Origin of the sequence: Exiguobacterium sp. s191, from assembly GCF_018618955.1 — a bacterium.
Classification (GTDB): domain Bacteria; phylum Bacillota; class Bacilli; order Exiguobacteriales; family Exiguobacteriaceae; genus Exiguobacterium_A; species Exiguobacterium_A abrahamii.
Genome location: NZ_JACSNC010000001.1, coordinates 999,019 through 1,020,459, shown reverse-complemented (window position 1 = coordinate 1,020,459; position 21,441 = coordinate 999,019). Strand labels below are relative to the sequence as shown.

29 protein-coding genes are annotated in these 21,441 nt (G+C 46.8%); 16 read left to right on the top strand and 13 right to left on the bottom strand.

What is annotated here, in order from left to right; all coding sequences use genetic code 11:
- Positions 1 to 26 precede the first annotated feature (26 nt).
- Positions 27 to 935, top strand: coding sequence for a helix-turn-helix transcriptional regulator (locus KNQ09_RS05535; RefSeq protein ID WP_214857799.1), 909 nt, complete (start codon positions 27 to 29; stop codon positions 933 to 935).
- A gap of 56 nt (positions 936 to 991) precedes the next feature.
- The gene (locus KNQ09_RS05530; protein ID WP_214857797.1) at positions 992 to 3,007 is read left to right on the top strand and encodes a Na+/H+ antiporter; all 2,016 of its coding nucleotides are present in this window, start codon (positions 992 to 994) and stop codon (positions 3,005 to 3,007) included.
- Positions 3,008 to 3,059: 52 nt separating this feature from the next.
- On the opposite strand, the gene KNQ09_RS05525 is transcribed toward KNQ09_RS05530, so the two are convergent.
- Entirely contained in the window at positions 3,060 to 3,491 is a 432-nt protein-coding gene (locus tag KNQ09_RS05525; RefSeq protein ID WP_214857795.1) for an Lrp/AsnC family transcriptional regulator, read from the bottom strand.
- A 120-nt stretch (positions 3,492 to 3,611) separates the two neighbouring features.
- On the opposite strand from KNQ09_RS05525, the gene KNQ09_RS05520 reads away from it, so the two are divergent.
- Entirely contained in the window at positions 3,612 to 4,046 is a 435-nt protein-coding gene (locus tag KNQ09_RS05520; protein WP_029341860.1) for a carboxymuconolactone decarboxylase family protein, read from the top strand.
- 144 nt (positions 4,047 to 4,190) lie between these two features.
- Here KNQ09_RS05520 and KNQ09_RS05515 read toward each other — a convergent pair whose 3' ends face one another.
- Positions 4,191 to 4,637: an NUDIX hydrolase gene (locus KNQ09_RS05515; RefSeq protein ID WP_214857793.1), complete on the bottom strand. Its 447-nt coding sequence runs from the start codon at positions 4,635 to 4,637 to the stop codon at positions 4,191 to 4,193.
- 177 nt (positions 4,638 to 4,814) lie between these two features.
- Positions 4,815 to 6,230: an NAD-dependent succinate-semialdehyde dehydrogenase gene (locus tag KNQ09_RS05510; RefSeq protein WP_214857792.1), complete on the bottom strand. Its 1,416-nt coding sequence runs from the start codon at positions 6,228 to 6,230 to the stop codon at positions 4,815 to 4,817.
- 194 nt (positions 6,231 to 6,424) lie between these two features.
- Between KNQ09_RS05510 and KNQ09_RS05505 the strand changes: the two genes are divergently transcribed.
- Positions 6,425 to 7,672, top strand: a complete 1,248-nt coding sequence (locus KNQ09_RS05505) for a polysaccharide deacetylase family protein (protein ID WP_251138098.1) — start codon at positions 6,425 to 6,427, stop codon at positions 7,670 to 7,672.
- 36 nt (positions 7,673 to 7,708) lie between these two features.
- Here KNQ09_RS05505 and KNQ09_RS05500 read toward each other — a convergent pair whose 3' ends face one another.
- Positions 7,709 to 8,506 carry an SDR family NAD(P)-dependent oxidoreductase gene (locus tag KNQ09_RS05500; RefSeq protein WP_214857789.1) on the bottom strand — a complete coding sequence of 266 codons (798 nt, stop codon included), beginning with the start codon at positions 8,504 to 8,506 and terminating at the stop codon, positions 7,709 to 7,711.
- Positions 8,507 to 8,568: 62 nt separating this feature from the next.
- Positions 8,569 to 9,336 carry an SDR family NAD(P)-dependent oxidoreductase gene (locus KNQ09_RS05495; RefSeq protein ID WP_214857787.1) on the bottom strand — a complete coding sequence of 256 codons (768 nt, stop codon included), beginning with the start codon at positions 9,334 to 9,336 and terminating at the stop codon, positions 8,569 to 8,571.
- 118 nt (positions 9,337 to 9,454) lie between these two features.
- Between KNQ09_RS05495 and KNQ09_RS05490 the strand changes: the two genes are divergently transcribed.
- Positions 9,455 to 10,084, top strand: a complete 630-nt coding sequence (locus KNQ09_RS05490) for a hypothetical protein (protein WP_214857786.1) — start codon at positions 9,455 to 9,457, stop codon at positions 10,082 to 10,084.
- On the opposite strand, the gene KNQ09_RS05485 is transcribed toward KNQ09_RS05490, so the two are convergent.
- A complete protein-coding gene (locus KNQ09_RS05485) occupies positions 10,072 to 10,926 on the bottom strand; it encodes a LysR family transcriptional regulator (protein WP_214857784.1) in 855 nt (284 codons plus the stop codon). The genes KNQ09_RS05490 and KNQ09_RS05485 overlap by 13 nt on opposite strands.
- Before the next feature lie 136 nt (positions 10,927 to 11,062).
- Between KNQ09_RS05485 and KNQ09_RS05480 the strand changes: the two genes are divergently transcribed.
- Genes KNQ09_RS05480 through KNQ09_RS05470 form a run of 3 tightly spaced genes read left to right on the top strand, consistent with a single transcriptional unit; the run spans position 11,063 to position 12,325 of the window.
- Positions 11,063 to 11,428 carry an ArsR/SmtB family transcription factor gene (locus tag KNQ09_RS05480; RefSeq protein WP_214857782.1) on the top strand — a complete coding sequence of 122 codons (366 nt, stop codon included), beginning with the start codon at positions 11,063 to 11,065 and terminating at the stop codon, positions 11,426 to 11,428.
- Positions 11,400 to 11,906, top strand: a complete 507-nt coding sequence (locus KNQ09_RS05475) for an SRPBCC family protein (RefSeq protein WP_050677252.1) — start codon at positions 11,400 to 11,402, stop codon at positions 11,904 to 11,906. Before KNQ09_RS05480 ends, KNQ09_RS05475 begins: the two co-directional genes overlap by 29 nt.
- A gap of 17 nt (positions 11,907 to 11,923) precedes the next feature.
- Complete coding sequence (locus tag KNQ09_RS05470) at positions 11,924 to 12,325, top strand: DUF4362 domain-containing protein (protein ID WP_214857780.1); 402 nt, start codon at positions 11,924 to 11,926, stop codon at positions 12,323 to 12,325.
- A gap of 48 nt (positions 12,326 to 12,373) precedes the next feature.
- Here KNQ09_RS05470 and KNQ09_RS05465 read toward each other — a convergent pair whose 3' ends face one another.
- Positions 12,374 to 13,009, bottom strand: coding sequence for a homing endonuclease associated repeat-containing protein (locus tag KNQ09_RS05465; RefSeq protein WP_214857778.1), 636 nt, complete (start codon positions 13,007 to 13,009; stop codon positions 12,374 to 12,376).
- A gap of 183 nt (positions 13,010 to 13,192) precedes the next feature.
- Between KNQ09_RS05465 and KNQ09_RS05460 the strand changes: the two genes are divergently transcribed.
- A complete protein-coding gene (locus tag KNQ09_RS05460; protein ID WP_214857776.1) occupies positions 13,193 to 13,903 on the top strand; it encodes a class I SAM-dependent methyltransferase in 711 nt (236 codons plus the stop codon).
- Here the strand turns inward: KNQ09_RS05460 and KNQ09_RS05455 are convergent.
- Positions 13,892 to 14,659: a nucleotidyltransferase domain-containing protein gene (locus tag KNQ09_RS05455; protein ID WP_214857774.1), complete on the bottom strand. Its 768-nt coding sequence runs from the start codon at positions 14,657 to 14,659 to the stop codon at positions 13,892 to 13,894. The genes KNQ09_RS05460 and KNQ09_RS05455 overlap by 12 nt on opposite strands.
- A 12-nt stretch (positions 14,660 to 14,671) precedes the next feature.
- Positions 14,672 to 15,028 carry a hypothetical protein gene (locus KNQ09_RS05450; RefSeq protein WP_214857772.1) on the bottom strand — a complete coding sequence of 119 codons (357 nt, stop codon included), beginning with the start codon at positions 15,026 to 15,028 and terminating at the stop codon, positions 14,672 to 14,674.
- A 74-nt stretch (positions 15,029 to 15,102) separates the two neighbouring features.
- Here KNQ09_RS05450 and KNQ09_RS05445 point away from each other — a divergent pair, with 74 nt between their 5' ends.
- From KNQ09_RS05445 to KNQ09_RS05425, 5 genes are read left to right on the top strand one after another with little or no spacing between them, the layout of a single operon-like run.
- Entirely contained in the window at positions 15,103 to 15,507 is a 405-nt protein-coding gene (locus KNQ09_RS05445) for a MarR family winged helix-turn-helix transcriptional regulator (RefSeq protein WP_214857770.1), read from the top strand.
- Positions 15,488 to 15,832, top strand: coding sequence for a DUF3147 family protein (locus tag KNQ09_RS05440; RefSeq protein WP_195864929.1), 345 nt, complete (start codon positions 15,488 to 15,490; stop codon positions 15,830 to 15,832). Before KNQ09_RS05445 ends, KNQ09_RS05440 begins: the two co-directional genes overlap by 20 nt.
- Positions 15,833 to 15,849: 17 nt before the next feature.
- Positions 15,850 to 16,305 carry a GNAT family N-acetyltransferase gene (locus tag KNQ09_RS05435; RefSeq protein WP_251138097.1) on the top strand — a complete coding sequence of 152 codons (456 nt, stop codon included), beginning with the start codon at positions 15,850 to 15,852 and terminating at the stop codon, positions 16,303 to 16,305.
- A gap of 56 nt (positions 16,306 to 16,361) precedes the next feature.
- A complete protein-coding gene (locus KNQ09_RS05430) occupies positions 16,362 to 16,577 on the top strand; it encodes a helix-turn-helix transcriptional regulator (protein WP_251138096.1) in 216 nt (71 codons plus the stop codon).
- Positions 16,574 to 16,927 carry a hypothetical protein gene (locus KNQ09_RS05425; RefSeq protein ID WP_214857768.1) on the top strand — a complete coding sequence of 118 codons (354 nt, stop codon included), beginning with the start codon at positions 16,574 to 16,576 and terminating at the stop codon, positions 16,925 to 16,927. The genes KNQ09_RS05430 and KNQ09_RS05425 overlap by 4 nt, the downstream gene beginning before the upstream one ends.
- 115 nt (positions 16,928 to 17,042) lie before the next feature.
- Here KNQ09_RS05425 and KNQ09_RS05420 read toward each other — a convergent pair whose 3' ends face one another.
- On the bottom strand, positions 17,043 to 17,444 hold the full coding sequence (locus KNQ09_RS05420; protein ID WP_214857766.1) for a VOC family protein: 402 nt from the start codon (positions 17,442 to 17,444) through the stop codon (positions 17,043 to 17,045).
- 146 nt (positions 17,445 to 17,590) lie between these two features.
- On the opposite strand from KNQ09_RS05420, the gene KNQ09_RS05415 reads away from it, so the two are divergent.
- Together KNQ09_RS05415 and KNQ09_RS05410 are read left to right on the top strand one after the other, a co-directional pair.
- Complete coding sequence (locus tag KNQ09_RS05415) at positions 17,591 to 18,892, top strand: APC family permease (protein WP_214857764.1); 1,302 nt, start codon at positions 17,591 to 17,593, stop codon at positions 18,890 to 18,892.
- Between the two features lie 23 nt (positions 18,893 to 18,915).
- Positions 18,916 to 19,908 carry a phosphotransferase gene (locus KNQ09_RS05410; RefSeq protein WP_214857762.1) on the top strand — a complete coding sequence of 331 codons (993 nt, stop codon included), beginning with the start codon at positions 18,916 to 18,918 and terminating at the stop codon, positions 19,906 to 19,908.
- Between the two features lie 261 nt (positions 19,909 to 20,169).
- On the opposite strand, the gene KNQ09_RS05405 is transcribed toward KNQ09_RS05410, so the two are convergent.
- The 3 genes from KNQ09_RS05405 to KNQ09_RS05395 are packed head-to-tail and all read right to left on the bottom strand — an operon-like array spanning position 20,170 to position 21,362.
- Positions 20,170 to 20,301, bottom strand: coding sequence for an NUDIX hydrolase (locus tag KNQ09_RS05405; RefSeq protein ID WP_195864935.1), 132 nt, complete (start codon positions 20,299 to 20,301; stop codon positions 20,170 to 20,172).
- Positions 20,298 to 21,173: an NAD-dependent epimerase/dehydratase family protein gene (locus KNQ09_RS05400; RefSeq protein ID WP_214857760.1), complete on the bottom strand. Its 876-nt coding sequence runs from the start codon at positions 21,171 to 21,173 to the stop codon at positions 20,298 to 20,300. The genes KNQ09_RS05405 and KNQ09_RS05400 overlap by 4 nt, the downstream gene beginning before the upstream one ends.
- Before the next feature lie 6 nt (positions 21,174 to 21,179).
- Positions 21,180 to 21,362, bottom strand: coding sequence for a Fe3+ hydroxamate ABC transporter substrate-binding protein (locus tag KNQ09_RS05395; RefSeq protein ID WP_149427483.1), 183 nt, complete (start codon positions 21,360 to 21,362; stop codon positions 21,180 to 21,182).
- Between the last annotated feature and the right edge of the window lie 79 nt (positions 21,363 to 21,441).

The following is a 21,441-nucleotide window of genomic DNA, read 5'->3' as shown; positions in this document are numbered from 1 at the left end:
GATGTCGTCATTTAAGGAGGAACTGTATGAATACGAGACAGTGGCGTTTAGTACGCTTGTTAAACCGGGACGAACACTTCTCTGCACGGATGCTCGCGGAAGAATGTCAGGTGTCGATCCGGACAATTCAACGAGACATGACGGTACTTGAAGCAAATGGTTATCCAATCTACAGCGAGCCTGGCGTAGCAGGGGGTTACCGGATGTTGCCACATCGGAACATGCCGCCACTCGTTTTGACGGATGAAGAGACGATTGTCTTCTTCATCCTTTTGGAATGGATTAGTCAGATTCCTGATTTTCCATTCGGAACGATTCGTCAGGAAGTCGCTGAACGTTATGCGAACGAGTTACCGAAGATGACGGAGCAACAGATCGTAAAATGGAAAGACCGCTTTCGCTTTCAAGCTGTCGATACACCACCGTCGCCGCAAAATCCTGCGTTACTCGACTTGTTAGAGAGCGGACGGATGGGGAATATTCTCTATGAAACGACAAAAGGACGACGCATGATCGTCGTAGATCCGATTGGTTTATCGTTCGAACAGAATCGCTGGTACTTCTATGGACAGACGAATCGAGGGTATCGCCAGTTCCGTGTCGATCGGATTAAAGACGTAACGCTCCATGAGTTGCCGGCAACGGAGTTAACCTTTTCAGATTTGGAGCAGGGTACGGCACACATACCGATGACGACGGTGAAACTGGAAGTATCAGCATTAGGCGAACGTTTGCTAGAGGGGATTTTACCAATTCAGTCGGAACGAACATGGTTGATTCCGGAAACTGAACTGCCGTATCTCGGACGCCAGTTGATGCGACTCGGTCCGGAAGTGCGAGTCCTTGAACCAGTCGACCTTAGGGAGCAGTTGATTCGTCAAGCAGAAGAAATGATTGCTGTGCAACGGTCCGATAAGGCGCTCGGACAGGATTGATTAAAAAACTATGTTAGGATATAGGTAGAAAGAAACAATAGAGGAAGGGGTCTTCCATGGAAACACTATCATTGATTTTATTGATGCTTGCGCTTATTTTATTGACGCAAGTCATCGGACATTACATCCGTTTCATCCCAACGGCTTTGATTCAAATCATTGCCGGAACCGTCGCCGCTCTCCTGATGAGTGGTTTGACGATCGAGGTCGAATCCGAGTGGTTCCTCCTCTTATTCATCGCACCGTTACTTTACAACGATAGTTCTCACTTCCCACGAGAAGATTTATGGCGGATGCGGACAGCGATCTTTGGGAACGCGATCATTCTCGTCTTGTTGACGACGATCGTCGGAGGGTACTTCATCAACTGGTTGATTCCAGTTATTCCAGTCGCTGCTGCCTTTGCTTTAGCTGCGATTTTATCGCCGACCGATCCGATTGCCGTCAACGGGATTGCGAAACGTGTCCAGATTCCAGAACAGATTCTGACGCTCGTCCGTGGAGAATCGCTGATCAATGACGCATCGGGACTCGTTGCGTTCAGTTATGCGGTCGCTGCTGTCGTCACAGGGTATTTCTCGCTTCAAAGCGCAACGACTGAGTTCTTCTACATGTTCATCGTCGGAGCATTGATCGGATTGACGATTTCACTCGCGATGAACTTTCTCAAGGTTCGCTTGCGTCGCGCCGGCATTGAAGATGTTGTCTTTTATGCCTTATTGCAAATTTTAACGCCATTCATCATCTTCTTCATCGCCGAAGAAGGGTTTCACGCGTCAGGCGTCATCGCCGTCGTGACAGGTGGTATCTTGCATGCCTTGATCAAAGAACGGACGGAAACGTTCTTTGCACAAGAGCAGACGTTGACGGATAACATCTGGACGATGATTGCGTATACGTTAAACGGGATTATCTTCTTATTGCTCGGTTTGACGTTGCCGGAAGCGACACGCGAGATTTTTGCAGATGATGCGATCAACAACTGGCGTCTCATGCTATATGTCATCGAAATCGGTTCATTCATTCTCGCGATCCGTCTCGTCTGGACGATGTTCTTCAATTGGTTCGATCATCGGTTCTTTAAAAAAGAGGACCGCGATCATCGTCGACCGTCCTTCAAACAAGATTTAATCACGACACTGGTCGGGGTTCGCGGAACGATCACGATGGTCGGGGTCTTGTCATTACCGTTCTTGACGGAGTCCGGCGAAGCCTTCCCGGAACGCTCATTGATCATCTTCCTTGCAGCGGGTGTCATCATCTATACACTCGTTCTCGCAACGATTCTCTTACCGGTCTTGAACCGGGGAGAAGCGGCTACACCAATCGCACTCGACCTGAATACCCAAAAACAACGGATGATTCGCCGGGCGATCTCAGAGATTAAGCAAGTGACGGATGAAGACAATGCAGTCGTTGCGTTTGATCTTCTCAATGAGTATCATGTCATGCTTCGATTACTGCGAGCGCAGGAGAAAAGTCAGGAAGAACTAAACCAGTTCAATGACCAATTAAAAGCCCTACGTCTTGAAGCCGTTCAGTGGGAGAAGGAAGAAACGAAACGCTTCGTCGCTGAACACAAGGTGCCGGATCTGCTGAAGAAGGACGTTTTCCGCTCGATCGAAAATCGTCGTAAGGCGATCGGCAAGGATTCGCGTTTCCAAATCGTCCAACCGATCCGTAAACTCTGGTGGAAACGGAAACGATCGAACATGTCGTCTGATGCGTTGATTCAAATGACACAAGTCGAGCATGAACTATATGAAAAGGTAATGGGCACAGTGATTGAACGTCTCGAGAATTGTCGCTCATCGTACCCACCAGACGTCGTTCAAAGTGTGCTGGAATTCTATAAACGACTTCGCTTCAAACATACGCGTTGGTCGTCACCAATCGGTGGCAAGGACGTCGATCAGCAAAAAGAAGAACTTTGCTTGAAAGCGATCGAAGTTCAGCGTCTTGAAATCGCGAATATGTCGAAAGAAGGGGATCTCTCGAACGAAGAGGAGAAGGAATTACGCCGCTTCATTCACTACATCGAGAGTGTCGTTCTCTACGAATACGTCGAATAATATTTATCAAAAGACAAGAAGAGCAAACTTCAAATGCTCTTCTTGTCTTTTTTTATATAATGACTTGAGTGCCAACTTCCGAAAAAATAAAGCGAGTAACTGTATGGGCATATGGATGGATTTGTTCTATAAAAAATTCTGCCTCTTGAAACGTTTGGAAATGTAATTTTAGCATGAAGCAAGAATCACCTGATATTCTATAACAAAAGTCAACGTTAGTAAGTTGCTGTATGTGATTTTTAAATGTATCGTAGCGTCCTTCTTTAATGGTTGCTTCTACTAAGCATTCAATAGGAGACCCTAACTTTTCGTAATCGATTTTTAAACTGTATTTTTGAATGAGTCCAAAAGATTCCATTTGTCGGACACGCTCTGTTACGGAGGGAGCGGATAAATTAACTCGTTTTGCTAATGAACGCATCGATAATCGACTATCTTGAGCTAATTCATTTAAAATTTGTCGATCAATTATGTCAATTTTCAATTGTAAATCCTCCTCCGAAATAAAATGTTGAACAGTAAGTATTTTATCGTCAAATGTATCAAATGAAATGCAAGGATGCTTGATTATTATATAAAATATTTTGTAGAAGGAGTGACGAGAATGACAAAAATACCTTTATCCCAAATAGGAGAAACACCGTTTCAGAAATTATTAGGTCACAACGCCAAAATCTTAAATAGTTGGACGATGCTTGAAAGAGACTTGGTTGAAGAAGGAATCCTAAGTTCAGATTTGAAAGAACAAGTTCGAAGAACATTAGCACAATCAAATGGATGTGCCTATTGTAAGGCTAAAGGAAAGCCGAAGAAGAACATCATGGATGAAAAAATGATTTTAGCTATTGGATTTGCAGATCTCTTTTTAACGGTAAAGGGGAATATTCCTGATTCCATATTTTCATTGATGAAAGAAACATTTACTGCTCAAGAAATCAGCGAGTTATGTGCGTTCATTACGTTTTGTACAGCATCTCAATATTTTGGAGCAATCATGAATTTACAGCCAACAGATATCCCTGATTCGACTTATACTTAATTGAATGCTCATTAGTTCAACGTAAATATAAAGAAATACTAGGACATATTTGATTCGTTATTGTTAGTCTGAAGATAAAAATGTAACTCTTTAATAAAGTGATAAAAATTGAATTTTTTGTTGGTCTTAATCATTTTCTTTACATCAGAGGTTTTCCTCTAGTACTTTCCGAACAGCCCAACGTTGATGTTCGTGGAATAAATCTTCTGTTGCTTTAGAAGGATTAATCCACCTTAAAAAGTGGTTTTCTTCAATGGAATCTTTTATTTTTTTATCCGCATGACAGACATAAAAATAACCTTCACCCAAATAGTAAGTACATTCATTATGAGAGTAGAAATATCGATTTGCGCGTCCGATAAAAGCACTGATTTCGATATCCAGTCCGGTTTCTTCTAAAACTTCTCTTTTAAGACAGTCCTCGTGCGTTTCGTGTGCGTCGATTCCGCCACCTGGAAGAAAGTATTTACCGTCATTTTTTTGAATGATAGCTATTTTGTCTAACTGACGATTGAACATTACAGCATAGACAGCCGGTCTTGTTATGTAGCGTTGATTATTTTCTTTCTGACCAAAGGAGATGACATCCATTCCTGCATCCGTCCTTTCATATGATCTCTCATTTTGAATTATACCTTAAAAAGTAACTTGCACGGAGGAGCTACTCATTCATGGGCATCACCGATACAAAAACCCCTCATTTCGATTTAGAAATGAGGGGTTACCTATGAATAAAGATGGTTCGTTTCAAACGAAATGTCTGATGGATTAACCGAGCGACAAGTATTTGACTTCGAGATAATCTTCGATGCCGTAGACGCCACCTTCACGTCCAAGACCACTCTCTTTGTAGCCACCAAATGGGGCTTGTGCTGCAGATGGCGCACCATCGTTCAGACCGACGATCCCGTATTCGAGTCGTTTTCCGAGCATCAATGCTTCATCGATGCGTTCAGAGAACGCGTAAGCCGCTAGTCCGTATGGCGTGTTGTTCGCCCGTTCGATGACTTCATCAAGTGTCTCAAAGACAGAGATCGGTGCGAGCGGACCAAACGTCTCTTCCTGCATGCAAAGCATGTCTTCTGTGACATTCGCAAGCACGGTTGGAGTGACGAAGTAGCCGACAGATTCGTCAATCGTACCACCAGTCAGGATCGTTGCACCTTTTGCGACAGCGTCATCGATGTGTGCTTTGACTTTTGCGACGGCTTTCGCATTGATCAATGGACCAACTGTCGAGTCAGCGTCCATCCCGTTACCGACTTGCAGTTGTTTGACGGCTGCTGTGAATTTTTTCGTGAATGCGTCAAGAACAGACGCTTGCACGTAGAAGCGGTTCGTCGCGACACACGCTTGTCCACCATTTCGGAATTTAGAGCGCATCGCGCCTTCGACGGCTTTATCGAGATCCGCATTTTCCGTGACGATGAAGGGTGCGTGACCACCGAGTTCAAGTGATAGTTTTTTCATCGTATCGGCTGCTTGACGCATGATCAATTTCCCGACGGCTGTTGAACCTGTGAACGTGATCTTCCGGACGCGAGAATCGGCTTGCCAGACGCCACTGATCGTTGCCGCGTCACCTGTTAGGACGTTGATGACACCTTTAGGGATACCTGCTTCTTCTGCTAATTCAACGAGACGAAGTGCCGTAAACGGTGTTTCTTCCGATGGTTTAAGGACAATCGTACAACCCGCTGCAAGAGCCGGTGCAAGTTTACGTGTGATCATCGCTGCCGGGAAGTTCCATGGTGTGATCGCTGCGACGACACCGACTGGTTCTTTTTCGACGAAGAGTCGTTTTCCTGGAACAGAAGCCGGAATCGTTTCACCGTAAATCCGGCGTGCTTCTTCAGCGTACCAACGGACGTATTGATTGCCGTAATCGACTTCACCGAGTGCTTCGACGTACGGCTTTCCTTGTTCTGTCGTCATGATCCGAGCGAGTTCCTCACGGTGTTCGTTGATCAAGCGATACCAGGCATCGACTAAATTCGCGCGTGTGTCTGCTGTTTCATTTGACCACTTGACGAATGCTTCGCTCGCTGCGTCAACGGAACGTTGTGCGTCTTCCGCTGAACTTGCCGGAACATGTCCGAGCAGTTCTTTCGTTGCTGGGTCGTAGACCGGAATCGTTTCTGTCGTATCGTACCATTCACCATTAATTAAGTTCTTTTCAATCATCTTGTTGCACCTCCGTGAATTTCATTACGTCCTTTATTAAACACCTCAAGACGAGTGAGCGGAAGTTCCGCTTTGGATGGACAGTCATAACGAAACGGAATGACTCAAAAAAGTAGTTAATCGACTGAACAATCGGGAACAGTTAGATATAGAGGGGAATGAAAACGTCAAAATTGATGAAGGAGTCGAAAAACATGAGACGGAACTGGATCATTGGCGGTGTGGCGCTGAGTCTGCTACTAAGTGGATGTGGGGAAAGCGAAGTCAGCGAGAAAAAGTCGGAAAAAACACACGAGACACAGCAAAAAAGACAAGCTTCGCAACAGGCATACATAGAAAAGACGATCCAGCGTGCGGATCGTTACGCTGCCCAGTACGATTATGACCGGGCGATCAAAGTGTTGAAACCCGTCCGCGCAAAAGAGACGAAACAGAGGGAAGAGGAATACGAACAGAAAAAGCAGGCGCTCCTGCCTGTGACGAAACCTGTGCCACATCTCTTTTTTCATTCATTGATTGCTGATCCAAACCAAGCATTTGATGGCGACCGGAAGGAAGCAGGATACGATGATTACATGGTGACGCAACAGGAATTCGAACGGATTTTAGATGCGTTGTATAAAAACGATTACGTACTCGTCCGACCAACAGACTTAGCAAAAGAGTTGAACGGGAAGATCGTTGAAACACCTGTCCGTTTACCAAAAGGAAAACACCCGCTCGTGCTCTCGCAAGATGATGTCAATTATTACGAATACATGAAAGGCGATGGATTTGCGAAGAATTTAAAAGTGAAGGATGGCAAAATCGTCAACGCAATGGTTGGAAAGCCGGATGGTGCCTATGATCTCGTACCAATCGTCGATGCGTTCGTCCAGTCGCATCCTGACTTTTCCTATAAAGGAGCAAAAGGGTTGCTCGGTATCACAGGTTATAACGGGGTGCTCGGGTATCGTTCCTCCTACAATCAATATGGACACAATAAAAAGGTCGAAACGGCACGAAAACAAGCGAAACAGACCGCCATCGCATTAAAAGAGGACGGCTGGCAGTTCGCGAGTCATACGTACGGACATATTTGGGTCGGAAAAGAATCAGTCACGACGATTCGTGCGGATCTTAAACGCTACAAACAGGACGTTGCCCCGCTGATCGGAAAAACGACGCAATTAATTTATCCATACGGTAGTGATGTCGGGGATTGGCACGATTATTCGGGTGAGAAATATCGTTTACTCATCGATAGCGGGTTCCGTTATTTCTTCAATGTTGATGCGAGTCAACATGCGTGGAAACAAGTTGGACCCGACTACTTCCGCCAAGCCCGGATCAACGTTGATGGGATTCGTCTACGTCAAGCCGTTGCTGGAAAGACGAGCATACTCGATCCATTCTTTGATGCGGAAGAAATCTTTGATCCAGCACGACCGGAACGGAAGTGAGTGATTGAAAACTAGTTAATTCATCGATTAAAGCAATTAAAAAGGTAGTGGCTGCGTTCCGTCCTGATCCGTAAATTGATAGGTCTTCGCGAGATCGGCAACGAAGACGGCTTGTCCAGAATAACGTCTAACATCGTCATCCGCCATCAGCGCTGTAACGGCTCGTCCGATATAGGTCGTCGATTCAGTCGCGGCACTCGCGAAACCGGCATCGACAACCCGTTCCGTCCGCATGAAACCGGGGCAGAGCGCGATAACGGAGATGGTCGTCTGAGCTAACTCCTGCGCCATGACGTGCGTCATCCGATTAATCGTTTGCATCGCCAAATCATAATAGAGGTTTCCAGACACCTGCTCTGGAGTGAATGATGTCAGATTGATGACGAGCGCAGCTGGACTCTGTTGCAGTAATGGCATCGCGGCCCGAATCGTCCACAAGTACGCTTTTGGTCCGGCAGACATCATCGCGTCCCAATGTTCAGGTGGTCGCTCCCAAAACCGTCGTCCGGTTCCAGACGGTAAGTGGCTTTCCGAACCACCGAACACACAATTGACGAGGAGATCGATTCGACCATCGCGGTGCTGGATCTGCTGAATCAGACGATCGATATCGTCAAGACTCGTATGGTCACAAACGATCGGGATACCGAGTCCGCCGCGTGCCGTGACACCAGCAGCCGTCTCTTCGATCGTTTCGCTTCGTTGATCCGTTGTCTGTTCATTCGTACTTCGTCCCGTGACGTAAACGATCATTCCGGCGTCACCTAAGGCATATGCGATGCCGCGTCCGGCGCCACGGGAGCCACCAGCGATGAGTGCAATCCGTTTTGACATGATGAAGCTCCTTTCAGATACGAGAAGACGGATGGGCAGATGCGCATCCGTCTTCTTCTGTCTTAAAAACCTTTAATCGTCATCCCACCATCGACATAAAGCGTTTGCCCGGTCACGTAACGGGCTGCAGCAGACGATAAGAAGACGGCTGGTCCAACCAGTTCTTCTAATTCACCGACCCGACCGAGCGGTGTCACGTCAACGATGTCCTGCAAGTATGTAGGATCTTTCAGTAATGGTTCCGTTAATGGTGTCTTAAAATACCACGGTCCGATCGCATTGACACGAATGTTTTGTGGTCCCCATTCAAGCGCCAGAACTTTCGTCATCTGAATCATTGCCGCTTTCGTCGTCGCATACACGACACCGGTCCTTAAGGCGACGTGACCAGCAACCGAGGCGATGTTCAGAATGCTTCCACCTGTCTCCTGCATCCGTTTCCCAATTTCTTGAGCGAAAAAGAAGGCGGATTTCAGATTAGTCTGTTGGATCGTTTCCCACTCGTCTTCCGTCACATCGAGTGCCTTCGAGCGAATGTTCATTCCCGCATTGTTGACGAGCCCATCAATCTGCGGTACTTGTTCGTATGCACGAGCTACCGTCTCGACGACTTGTTTCCGGTCAGTGATGTCGCACGGGAAGATGTAAGCCGTTCGACCGAGTCGTTCGATTTCTTGTGCCGTCTCCTTCAAATCGCGTTCCGTCCGGGCGACGAGAATGATGTTAGCACCGGCTTCTGCCATCCCGATGGCGAGCGCGCGTCCGATACCTCGTCCAGCTCCAGTGATAAGAAATGTCTGATCGGTTAACGAAAAACTTGGAAGATACATGATGTCACGTCCTTTTATTGAGAGTCACCCCTTACTCTAATGAAAAATTGACTGAAAAGAAAGAAAAATCACTCCATAGTAAAGTAGAGATGGTAAAATATTGAAAAGGAGGGATGAGATGAAGCGTGGGTTAGTTGTGACATTATGTATAGCACTCGTGAGCCTTGCTGCGATTCAACTGGTCGGTACAGAAGTCTATCGTTATTTCTTTTATGATCCAGCAACCTATCAAGCTCGATTTATGGCTGATGGAGGCGGAAAGGAAGAAGGAAAACCGACCAAGCAAAAAATGGACATCCAAAGCGGGGGATTTGCGGATAAGGATGCATTAGGAGTTGTTACCTTTTACGGTGTCGTCGGTCTTGTCATACTACTGACTGTCCTCTTCAGTGTACTTTACTTCTTGAAGCGTTTGCGAAAACGACGCAGACGAGAGACTGTAATCGACGATTTAATGGACCCGCCGCCGGTGTTTTCCCCAAATCGTTCGATCCGACAAACACTTGTTGGTGAAGAATCAGAGTCAGAGATTCGCCGTCTGTTACAAACGTTCGATCGGCAACTGACACGACAAAAACGCCGCCGCTCCGAAGAGACGGTCGGCGAATGGTTACAGCGGATTGATGTCACGCTCGATCCATCAATCTATCATCTCGTCCGGTACGGTGAGACACCGGACTCGGCGATTTCACAAAATCAGGTTGATGATCTAAGACATGAACTACAAGTGCACCTTCAGCGCGACTGACCGAGTAAATCAAGCAGGATCGCATGATGGGAGGCGTCTCGTGAGACGAGTGACAATTCGCGGACGACATCAAACCCGTCGACCGGTAACGTCTTGATTTCAGGGGATAGTCCGTCTTGGAAAATCTCCGGCAATAGAGCGATACCCAGTCCTGCACGGATGAAACCGAGGACGCTCGATCCGAATTCCATCTCGTTTTCTGCTTGGTAGACGGCACCTCGCTCGATGAACGCGTCCTTTAGGATGTTCGTCGAATCGCAATCGATCGGAAGCGATAAGAAAGAGGCGTCACGAATTTGATCAAACGCTACAGACGTACAGCCTGTGAATCGTTCGTCGTCTTGATGGACGTAAAGCAAAAAGTTCTCCGTATACAAATGGGTCGTATGATAAGGATGGACATGGTGACGATCGTCGAGTAAGACAGCATCATATCGGCGTTCTTCAAGACCTTGCATCAAATCGATCGTCGTATGCGCCGTCTTTAATTTGAGATCCGGTGCCGTCGCTTGTCGTGAAACATGACGGGGGAGATACGTCATCGCGACGCTTGGCCATGATCCGAGCGTCAGGGTCGTTCGTTCGTCGATCGTACCGATCCGCCGTTTCATCTGATCGATCCGGTCAAGCAGTTCGCGACTCTCTTCAAAGACAATTTCGCCAGCTGTCGTCAACGTGACACCATGTGCCGAACGGTGTAACAGCGAGACGTCGAGTGCACTCTCAAGACTTTTGATTTGTTTACTTAACGCCGGTTGCGTCATATGCAGTACTTCGCTTGCTTTCGTCAGGCTGCCGGTCTCCGCGGTGACGAGGAATGCTTCCATCCATTCGGTCTTCATTGGTTCACGCTCTTTTCATACAGGTTGTTTAGAACGTACGCCATTTGAACGCATCTGACAATCATTTTGCATTTTTTATATTCTTAGTTTGGAATATTCTAAATTGGGAATATATAAAATAAAGAGGTGAACGGATATGAATGATCAGATATCAATACGATTCTCAGCCCTCGGAGATGCGACACGGATTCAACTCATCGAAGCGTTACGAAACGGTCCTCGCTCCGTCAATGAGTTGGCTGAACAACTACACTTACGCCAACCGCAAACCTCGAAGCATTTGAAGCTGTTGCTCGACGCGGAACTAATCACTGTCGAACGGCAGGCGAATCGTCGCTTGTATAGCCTTCGCTCAGAAGCGTTTCGAGAGCTCGTCATGTGGAGCAACTCGCTTGCACAAATGGAAGCCCGCATGCATCGTCTAGACGCACATTTGAAGCAGATTCAGTCGAACGTGAAGGGAGACGGGACGAATGAAAAAGGAATTGAAGACTTCGATTGAGGGGAAGACTCTACGAATGGAATGGACGTGTGAGGCGCCGCGAGATAGCGTCTTTGCCGCATTCACGGAAAAAGAGCAGCTCGAAGCGTGGTGGGGACCGGAAGGCTGGGAGACGACGATCGAGACGTTTGAGTTTCAACCAGGTGGTGTGTGGCATTATTGCATGCGCTGTATTGATCCGGCGCAAGGTGACTTTTACGGCATGGAGTCGTGGGGGAAAGCGATTTTCAGAAACATCGATGCTCCGAACACGTATAGTCATGCCGATTATTTCTCGGACGCGTCAGGGGCGATCTCTGAACATTTACCAGGAAGCGAGAATGTCACGACATTTCTCGACCACGGGGAGACGACGTTGATCGTCTTCGAGTCGACCTATGAGACAGAAGCAGCCGTGCAAGAAGTGCTCGGTATGGGGATGAAGGAGGGCTTTACGTCGCAACTGTATCGCCTCGATCGTCTATTAGTGAAACAGTGAGAAGGAGTCGGTGAGGGATGCGGAAGCTCAGTCTTATAGTATGTCTGCTTTGTTTAGCCGGTTGCGGAAAATATACGATGGAAGAGGCGAAGGAGAATGGCGATATCATCGTCCAGAAGGATGTTACGAACTGCGACCGATTCGAGTCCTTTTTGAAGAACTCAACGCAAGGGAAATCAGATCAGATCCGCATCACGGCGTTTACGACTGAAGGCGACCCGGTGTTGTATGACGTCAAGTATGATGGTAAGTCGTATCACTACACGTCCGATTCATCGCGTGATCAGTTCGGCACGACAGACGATGATCGTAAAAACGAAGTCTGTCGACAGCTCGAAGTGAAGGAACAGTCGGTCTATACGTTACGTCAATGCGCTGAAGGAGCGGATCATGAGCTTTTACGATTGCCAAAACAATAATCAAAAAGGATCGTGTCCCGTCGAATCAATCAGCGGGCACGATCCTTTTTATTCGCTGTCGAGACGACGCAAGGCTTCGCGCCAACTGGAGAAGCGTTCAATCAACAACGTCAGTGAAGGTGCTTGGTGCGCACGCGCCCACTTGGCATATTGTTGACTCGTCAGAAGCGGTCCATGTGTGGCTGCAGCTTGTTGAAGAGCATCTAAGCAGTCTTGATCGGTGAAGAAGCCGTTCGAGGTGAGATCGAAGTGTGCTAAGGCCTTTTTCCAGGTGCCGAACCGACGAATGATCGTATTCGCACTCAGCATCTCGGGGTGTAGATCCCGCAATTCCGTGTAGGAGCGAATCGTCATGTTCGTTCCTTTTTGTGCGACATAAAAAGCAACGCTTTCTTCGATCGACCACCGCTTCGTTCGCTTGACCGCAGCGGGACGGTTCAGCGTCATGCGTTCTTTCGTCGATAAATGGGAAGCCTTGACGATTCCAGCTCGTTCTAACAGGTGTGCCCACGAACCGAATCGGGCGTTGATTTCTTCAAGCGAAGGGTAAGGAAGTTGAGCTGCTAACTTTTGATAATGGGTAGCTTTCATAGGTGAATGGTGCATTTGATGAAGACCTTGAATCAAGCGGATGATCTTCTCATCCGTTGCTAAGGTGGAAGTGGAAGTCGGATGTTGACGCATGCAAGATATCTCCCTTTTGAATGGTTGTTTCAATTAAAGGCTAGTGTAGCATGGGCGATTGCGAGAACATACTAACAATATCGTAAGGTAAGAAAAATAGAGCATTTTCATCCGAGAAGTACAGGAAAATAAGAGGTGGAACACGAATACAATATTATAGAAGAAAAGAGGGGGAAACGATGAATGAACGAAACACAAACGATTGATACGATGGAGGATATTTTAAAGATGCTTGATGCGCGATTGGGTGAACCAGAACCGTTTTGGGACAAGTTTTATGAAGATCGGACGAAACCGGTCCCGTTTTTTAAGAACATTCCTGACGACAACTTAGTTCGCTACGTCGAACAGGGCTGGATCTCGCCAGGTGACGCACTAGATCTCGGAACAGGACCGGGGCGAAATGCGATCTATCTCGCAACACACGATTTCTCGGTGACGGGACTGGATCTTTCAGCAACCGCGTTAGAATGGGCAACGGAACAAGCACAACAGACTGGAGCACACGTTGCGTTTCGAAAGCAAGATTTTCTAGAGACGACAGAACAGAATACATATGATTTCATTTACGATTCAGGCTGTTTTCACCATATGGCGCCACATCGACGTTTGGCCTACGTGACGCGAATGAAGGAGATGTTGCGACCAGGAGGATATTTCGGATTAACGTGTTTTGTTGCGGGCGGTCCGCTTGGCGGGGCGACGTTGACTGACTGGGAAGTCTATCAAGAAAATAGTCTCCAAGGCGGACTCGGCTATACGAAAGAGCGATTACTCTCCATATTCGATGCATTCGACGTCATCGAACTAACGGAAATGAAACCCGTCGACAATCCAGAGGCATTATTTGGTCATGCTGGACTGTGGACCGGTTTGTTTCGATTAAAGGATTGATTCGTCCGGCATTCGAGACGTGAACCAGTCCACAAAGTAACGGACATCTTCTAGCGAGACGATTTGGTGTGTATCGTAAGCGGCGAACAACGTTAAAAAGCGCGGTTCGTCAGGAAAATAATGAAACAGGATCGAGCGGAGTGTCTCTAAGTCATGCACGAAGCTTTGATCGTCTTCTAAGAGGAAATGATAGGCACTCCGAACGATCCGCTTCACGATCGAATCCGAATCAAGCAAGGTGACTCGCCCTTTCTCTAGACGTGATAGATCAGACCTCAACTGCTCGGATAGCCCACTGTTTAATGCGAAGCCAAGAGCACGTGTCGGACGGAGAAACGGAAATCGAGATTGGAGATTTTCGCCTGCCAAAAACAAATTGACGGATTTCAGCCAGACGCCCCAGCGAAGTGCTTCGTCATCCCGTATGACGTCGCCAAGCAGACCGATGTCATAATCGATTTTGGTGACGAATGGATAGTCCTTCAACCAGTCTTCCGTCCGTTCATCTAACTGCATGTGTTCTTCTTCCGTCAACGGTTCTGTCAAAATCAGTGTAAAATCGAGATCGGATTCAAAGGGACGCGCCGTTCCTTTTGCGACGCTGCCATACAAGTACACGCCATGAAACGCGGATAAGGTTTGTACAAAGGCGACGATGTCTCGAATCACGGCACGATAACGGACAGGAATCGCTTCAGCGGAAGTTGGATTGTGGATGTAGCCATTTTTCGTGCCCAATGTCGTTGGATACTGCATCTGTCTTCCTCCTCATCCTTCAGGAATGGATTGATAGCGATACCACTTCTTGTTTCGCTGCACATATAGAAACATCGTATCATCTTTTTCTTGATAGATGACCGTACCGCTCTGAAGACGAGTTGCCATGCCGTCCTCGAGCGTCTTTTCGGGTGCTATTTTTTGAACACGTGGACCAGGAGTCAAGAAAAGACTCGAGACGGTTACGACCTGATCTAGTCGATACACGCGATCGTTCAAGCGGATGACGTCTTGACCTTGTTCAATGAATTCCGCCGCGATGAGGTCTGTCGTTGTCATCGTCGTCTCGGTCTGACATCCACTGAGAAAAAGAATGACCAATACGATAGTAGCTAACACTTTTTTCATGAAAATACCTCTTTCTCTGGTTATATATCGTAATTTACGATATATTCGGATTATACGATATAAGGAGGAGTAATATGATTCCATCTGATTTTGCAAAAATTTATTATCAACTACATCCTCGGTTCGAGGAAAACCTGTCTCACCAAAGTGTGCGCATTTTGCAACACATTCAATTTGCGACGAATCCGACGATCAAACAGATTGCCGAGGCATTTCGCCTCTCACATAATACGATGTCTGAGCACGTCAAAAAGTTGGAGGGATTAGGCTATATCGAAAAAAAACGAAATCCAGAAGACCAACGCCAAGTGACGATTGGTTTGACAGACTTGGGGGATACAATCGTTCGTCGTCATACGGAACTCGATCCCAAGCGGTTGAATCAAGTCCTTGCTACGATGTCAAAAACAGATCAACAGGCGATTGAACAGGCGTTTCGATTGTTGCGGGAGGCGGCAGATGACTGCTTTTCTCGTTAAGGTGCTTTCGAGCGCACTGGTCATCGGTCTTGTCACGGAAGTCGCCCGGCGTTCACCGTCACTGGGTGGTGTGTTGTCCGCGTTGCCCGTCGTCAGTTTGATTAGCTTTGCCTGGCTCGTTAAACAGGGAAGTGAACGGGCAGAACTGAGTACATTCTTAAAGAGTGTGTTACTCGGATTACCAGCGACGTTCTTATTGCTTGCCGTCTTATATGGATTGATCCGCTTAGGGATTCCTATTTTTTACAGTATACTCGGTGCAACAAGTCTTTTTATCGTTTGTTGGTATATCCAACGTTACCTACAACAGTGGTGGCAAACCTAAAAAAAGGAGACAAAGTAATGATAACCCTTCAAACAAAGCGCTTGACGATTCATCCATGTACAGCGAATGACGTGACACGTTTACAACAACAGCACTACGATAACGGACCGGAAGTTCAGCATCACTTGACGTTACTCGCGTCAGATCCCTCGCTGCTATACTGGGGCAGCTGGCTCGTCATGACAAAGGATGGTCAAGTAATCGGGGATATCGGATTTAAGGGGAAGCCGGACATACGACAAGCGATCGAAATCGGTTATGGTCTGTTACCAGCGTATCTCAATCAAGGGTTTGCGACGGAAGCAGTTCAAGCATTGATTGAATGGGCGTTTGAACAAACGGAAGTGACAGGGGTACTTGCGAAGACGGAGTCGACGAATCAAGCATCAATCCGAGTACTCGAAAAAGCGGGATTGATTCAGGTCGGGAGAGACGATCGGTATATCATGAGGGAGCGTATGAAGAGGGTGTAAAGGAAACTTGACAGGTAGTGTGTTATTTACATATAGTGGGACTACGAGGTGAAATCATGAAAAATAAGGTCAAGGAGATGCGCGAAGAACGAGGTTGGTCGCAAGGCGAACTGGCAAAACGATTGAACGTGTCGCGTCAGACGGTCATTTCCATCGAAAAAGAGCGGTATAATCCGTCACTCGACCTCGCGTTTACACTAGCTGATCTGTTTGAACGGCGAATCGAAGACATCTTTACACCGAATCGAATGAATGAGGAGGGAGTAGAATGAAGCGAGTCAATGTGTTGTTAGATATCATTTTAATTGGAGTAGGTCTGTACTTAACGATGACGGATCCGGCGGCTAAAACACTCGGAATCATCCTCACTTTAGCTGGTGTCACGTCACGTATCGCAGGAACGGTATTCTCGCCAACGGAACCGTATGATGAGCGCCAAGGAACGATTAAAATCCGTAGTGGACATATCGCTTATCTCGTAAGTATCGGATATCTTTTTTTGATCTTGATTCTCGTCAATCTGTCGATCATAAAAGACATTCAATTTGCTCTGTTGCTAGCATTAGGAGGGCAACTTTTATTCTTTCCGCTTGTATTGCTATACGTGAATCGAAAGATGTGAGGAGTGTCGATTCATGTAAGCTACATAGAGAGAAAAGAGGAATGGATTGATTCAATCATTCCTCTTTTAGTTCATTTTTGGAACCATTAATATCACAATTACAAGTGCAAGTGCTTCAACCCTCTATTGCAAACGTATCTCGTAACTCGATGATTGTTCCTTCTGGTGCTTTTAATTTGCTGAGATGGCCATCGACGACGAAATAGATGTTACCACCGTCCTTTGGTAAAAAGGGCATACCGAGTCGTTCTAGGCGTGTTACTTCCTCTTGCAAGTCGTCAACGTAGAGGGCGAAATGGACGGGACCAGCCGCTTGTTTCGTATAATCGGTGAACGATTGACCTGATTTCGGTGTTTGCAACTCGATATAGAAGTCACCAAGACACAACCAGCTGTTAAAGGCACGGTCGTGAAAACCAGGTGACTCTTGGACGAGCGAGAACCCGAGCTGTTCATAAAAGTTTTTAGACGCAGCGTAGTCCGTCGTCTGAATGCAGATGTGATGAATTTGTTTCATAATAAACCTCTTCTCTTTCATTCTTCATAGTAGGAATCGACCCTTATCAGTATAAAGGAGCAGGTCTGAAATTGAAAAATGATTAATTCAGGACCGGTAAGGGAAACTGTATCTAACTTACTGAAGTATCAAGAGGAGGAACGATAGTGGCAGAGTATAAAAAAGACAGTATTAGTTTAAAAGGAGCCGTTGGTCTTGGAACTGGTGTTATGATCAGTGCCGGGATATTTGCCTTGCTCGGACAGGTCGCAGAACTCTCGGGTTCCTGGTTGCCGTATATTTTCATTATTGGCGGTATCGTGACTGGATTTAGTTCTTATTCTTATATCAAATTGAGCAATGCTTTTCCATCAGCTGGAGGAATCGGCATGTTTCTTGTCAAAGCATACGGTAAGGGAACGATTGCTGCCGCTGCAGCCCTGCTGATGGCAATCTCGATGATCATCAATCAGAGTCTCGTGGCGCGCACGTTCGGTACCTACTTGTTACAACTCGTACCAGGAGAACAGGCTAGTTACTGGATTCCAATACTCGGTGTCGTCTTATTGATTGGGGCATTCATCGTCAACATCTCTGGGAATTCGTTTATCCAAACATTTTCGTTAATCACTTCAGCGCTTAAGATCGGAGCTCTCGTTCTGTTCGGCATTTTGATTTTATCGATTGGTGGATTTGAGCTGGATAGTCCGAACACTACGTCGGATGGGTCGATTACGAATTATGTCGCGGCTGTCGCACTAACGATTCTCTCGTTTAAAGGGTTTACGACCATCACGAACAGCGGCTCGGAAATTAAACACCCGAAACGAAACGTCGGCGTAGCCATCATGTTGTCCATCCTGATTAGTTTGATCGTCTATCTCTTGTTAGCCTTTTCCGTCTTATCGACATTGTCGCTTGATCAAATCATTCAAGCGAAAGACTATGTGTTAGCTGAAGCAGCCCGCCCGTTACTTGGAAATAAAGGCGTCTGGTTCACGGTATCCATCGCGCTCCTTGCGACGATTTCTGGCATCATTGCGAGCGTCTTTGCCGTCTCAAGGATGCTTGCGATGTTGACGGACATGCATATGATTCCGCATCGTCATTTCGGGATGCCGGGATCCGTGCAAAAACATACGTTAGTCTATACGATCGTCCTAGCGATGTTGCTAACTGTCTTTTTCGATCTATCTCGGATTGCGTCGATGGGAGCAATTCTGTACTTGGTCATGGATATCATCATTCATGTCGGCGTCTTAAAACATCTTCGTAAGCAGTTGCATGTTCGCGTTTGGGTGGTCACATTGGCGATTTTGTTTGACGCCATCGTGTTGCTGGCATTTCTGTATCTCAAGGGAAAGACGGATCCGCTCGTACTGATCGTCTCCCTCGTCAGTATCATCTTGATTTTCATCGGTGAATATTATTTTATTCGTCATACGAAACAAACGGATCAATCCGCGTAAGCGTTAAGTAAAAGGAGTTTTCAATGAATGACGAACAAATGAAAAAATTATGCCTAGACTTTCGAATTGGTATGTATCAGCAGGATCTTTCACCACTCTCAGGAGGACTGATGCACGAGATGTTCCGTTTTTCGACGGATACAGGACACTTCGTCGTAAAACGTCTAAATCAACAAATCATGAAGCGGAAGACGGCTCGAGCTAACTTCATTCAATCCGAGGATGTGGCGTCTGCCGCTGCAAAGTTGCTACCTGCGTTGCCGGCACTTCGCCAAGATGGACCGTTGTATGCAGTGGGAGAATCATGCTGTCTCTTGTTCCCGTGGATCGACGGACAAACTTTAAAAACGCAGGACTTATGTCCGATGCATGCAGAAGCCATTGGTAACGTACTAGGTACGTTACATCGAGCGGCGATCGAAACGACGCCGTCGATTCCTTCTGCTTCATCTGAGTATGTTCCGATTGATTGGAATGGTTTTCTTCAACAAGGACAAATGCAGAATAAGCGTTGGGCGAGACAGTTGGGGGAACTGGTGCAGCAACTACGAGCAATCGAAGCGGATGTATGCCGCTCGATGAAGACGTTAGGGAATGACTGTGTCATCAGTCATCGTGACCTCGATCCGAAGAATGTCATTTGGACAACAACCGGACCGGTCGTTATCGACTGGGAGTCTGCCGGACCGATTCATCCGATGCTCGATCTTTTCGAGACCGCTTGTTATTGGTCAAGCCGGGTGGATGGCACGTACGATGCAGAACGTTTTTCTTCGTTCTTAAACGGATATGCAACGACGAATCAAGTACTCGATGTCGATTGGCACAGTGTCATCGACCGCAGTGTCCACAGCAAGCTTGACTGGTTAGTCTTCAATCTCGATCGTTCACTGGACAAGACGGATTCGTCTGAAGCAGAACAGAGACTTGGAACAGAGCAAGTCATTCAGACGCTTGCGGAGTTAAGACGGCATGATCGGGAAAAATGGTACGACTGGCTTCAAACGATAGTATGAAAAAGAGGCTGACTCAAAAAAAGAATGACGCGTCTTTTCACGCCCTTTCCTCAGGCGAGACACAAGCCCGTTTTCCTGCTTTATTTAAGCAGGAAAACGGGCTTGTTTGTCTCTGACAGCGCATAAATGCGCTTTTTCCTGTAGGAGTGGCGTGTGACGCGTCATTCTTTTTTTACGAGATAAGGGTGGCAGATCATGAATCTGCCACCCTTATCTTTGGAGAGACTGACTTTTGAGTCAGCGCCTTTTTCTTGGAGCACATCACGCTTGTTGGGGTGAATTACCAGGCTCGATTTGTCCGCCAGGAAAATTCCAAACGTTTTCTCCTCGCGCTACATACTGTCGTACCAGCAATACGTGTCCGTTTACTAATATAATTGCTTGCGAAATCATGATTTTACTGTAAAGGATTGAATCAACTGTTCAATCGTCTCTTGCGGTGTTCGGAGTGGAACGTATCCGAGTTGTTTGATTCGTTCGTTCGAGAAAGTAGCGCGTTCCGCCGAACGCTTCGGTGTTCGGTATGGCGTGCCGCTCGCATGGATCAACTTCAACCGAAAATCCGTCTCCGGTAGATTCGCATCGATCGCATTAATGATGTCCTCATTATGCGCATTTTTTGCGGAGATCATGATCATTTCGACTAGATTATCCGTATGGACCCACGGGACGACATCGTCCGGGTGCACCCAGGTAATCACATCCGCCTCCTTCATCCGCTCGACTTGACGATCCCCCCAGTAGGACTGCTCCTCGGCACAAATTGATCCTGGACGTAAGATGATTAAATCGGAATCGGGTGTATATTCCTGTAACAGGCGTTCGGATTCCTGCTTTGTATGGATGTAGACATGTTCGGACGGTAGGAGCGGTGACGTTTCCGTAAAATGTCCACTCACGACTTCGCCGTACACGGAAGTCGTCGAGATGTGAATGATGCGCTTGACACGAGCTTTTGTCGCAGCATCTGCGAGATATTGTACACCTGTAACATTTGCTTCCTGTGCTAAATCGGGATCATCTCCGAGATAGGCAGCACAGTGAATCAACAGATCGACGCCTTGAAGTGCTGTAAGAAGCGAATTCGGATCACCGAGTTCACCGATGACTGCGTGGACACCTTTGAAAGCGTATTGATCCGCTTGTTCCTGAGAGCGATACAAACCGCGCACTTCACGCGCTTCTTTTAGAAAACGTCGCGCAACACGAGAGCCAAGCGTTCCGGTCATTCCTGTAACTAAAATCGTACTCTCTTTCAGGTTCATAAGTGCTTACCCCTTTGACTCTGTCTTTTCAGCGAAACATTTTTCGCAGATGAAACGACCTTCGCTTTTTAAGTAAGCTTTGACTTCCGTCATCCCGCGATGTTTTGGATAACGCATTTGAATGTAGACTTTTTCGTTTCCTTCGATCGTTTTGCCGCAATGCATACATGTCGGTTCTTTGCCGAACATCCTAACGCCCCCTATAAATTAATATCTTCTATCTTATCGTAAAGGAAAAACCAGATTGTTGGAAGAATAAAGTAAAAAA